Genomic DNA, 1,566 nt, shown 5'->3' on the forward strand with positions numbered 1-1,566 from the left:
GCGTGGCGCATCCGGCCCACGGCGATCGACAGCGCGAGCCACCACAGCGCCGAGCCGACGAACACGCCGGCCACCATCACCAGCGGTGAGCCGCCGGCCACCTGCGCACTCATCGCGCCGAAGATCGCGATGAAGGACACGATCGTCATCGGGTTCGACAGCGTCAGCGCGAAGGTGGTCGCGAAGCAGGTCCACAGCGCAGGCACCGGGGCCGGCGCGGCGCCCGCTTCGTTGCCGGCCGCCTGGTGCCAGCCGGACCACGCGAGCCGCAGCAGCACCAGCCCGCCGAACACCGCGAGCCAGGTCTTCGCGCCGACCAGCCAGGCGATCAGCGCGGTGGCACCGAACGCGCCCACCGCGCCGTAGACGGTGTCGGCCGCCGCCGCGCCCATGCCAGTGRCCAGGCCCGCACGCCAGCCGGCATCCAGCGTGCGCTGGATCGTCAGCAGCCCGATCGGGCCGACGGGGGCGGCGATCGACAGGCCGATCAGCGCGGATTGGAAGAACAGGAGCCAGGAGATCGAGGTCTGCATGGCCGGCATTCTCACCGGCTCAATCGACCTCTTCGACGCCCTTTTCTTCGTCCCCGTCTTCCTCCCCCTCCCTGCTGCCGCCCAGCCCCTCGTCGCTGTCGACCGCCTCGACCTCTTCCGTATCCGGCTTCTCGACGAAGTCCTCGTCCGCCACCTCCTGCATCGCCAGCATGATCGTCATCAGCTCATCGCGCGCACCCCTCACCGGGGCGACGGGCTTCTTCGCCTTCTCGGCGTCGAGATCGCCGACAGGATTCTTCGAGTAGGTGCGTGCGCTGTCCTTGTAGGCCTGGTCCCGGAGCCGCGATTTCGCATAGGACATGTGGTCCGACCGGTTCGGGACCACCGTGATGGCGCCTGAGCCGACGAGCGCGGTGGAGTCCATCGTGAGCGGCCCGTTCAGCGCCACGAGAAAGATGCGCTCGGCCGGTACGTGGATCGCCTCGACCAGCAGCGCCTTCAGCAAGACCAGCGCCGAGCCGGTGGAGAGGGTATCGAAGATGACGATGCTGTCGCGGATCTTCGCGCCCCGGAAGCAGGTACGCAGGAACTCGAGTGCATGGGCGCGCACCTTGTCGACCTTGTCCTGCTTGATGTCGCTGAGGGGCACGTCCACCACGTCGGCACCGCGCATGCGCATGGCCGTGGCGATGAAATCCGCACTGCCGCCCGGCGAGACGTAGGTGGTCGAGGCGATCGGATAAGTCTGCTCGATCCAGTCGGTCATGCCGATCAGGCCGTGCGCGTCGTTCATCGCCAGGGGTCCCGGCGGCGCCTTGCCGTAGCGAAGCTCGTTGCGCTTGATCTCCTGCGGTTCCCCCAGCTGCGCGACGAGTTCCTCGTAGCGGGCATGGCTGGCAATCGCGGATTTCCAGGTGTCATAGGTGATCCTGAGCTTCGAGGCCGCGAGCTTCTTGAGCCACACCCAGGCCGGAATGGTCAGCCCGAGGCTCTTGCGCTTGAACAGCATGTGGAACTGCCTGTACTTCAACTCGCGGTACGGGCCGGTGTCTGACGATGCGATGTCCAGGAC

General features: G+C 67.4%; 2 protein-coding genes. Both read right to left on the reverse strand.

From position 1 onward, the window contains the following. A partial coding sequence (locus tag AC1D01_RS34065) for a LysE/ArgO family amino acid transporter (RefSeq protein ID WP_477873882.1) occupies positions 1 to 533 on the reverse strand: 533 nt, incomplete at its 3' end. 19 nt (positions 534 to 552) lie between these two features. After that, positions 553 to 1,566 (reverse strand): hypothetical protein (locus tag AC1D01_RS34070; protein ID WP_477873883.1); only part of this gene is annotated, 1,014 nt, incomplete at its 5' end.

Source organism: Rhizobacter sp. P3_B12 (assembly GCF_056402895.1).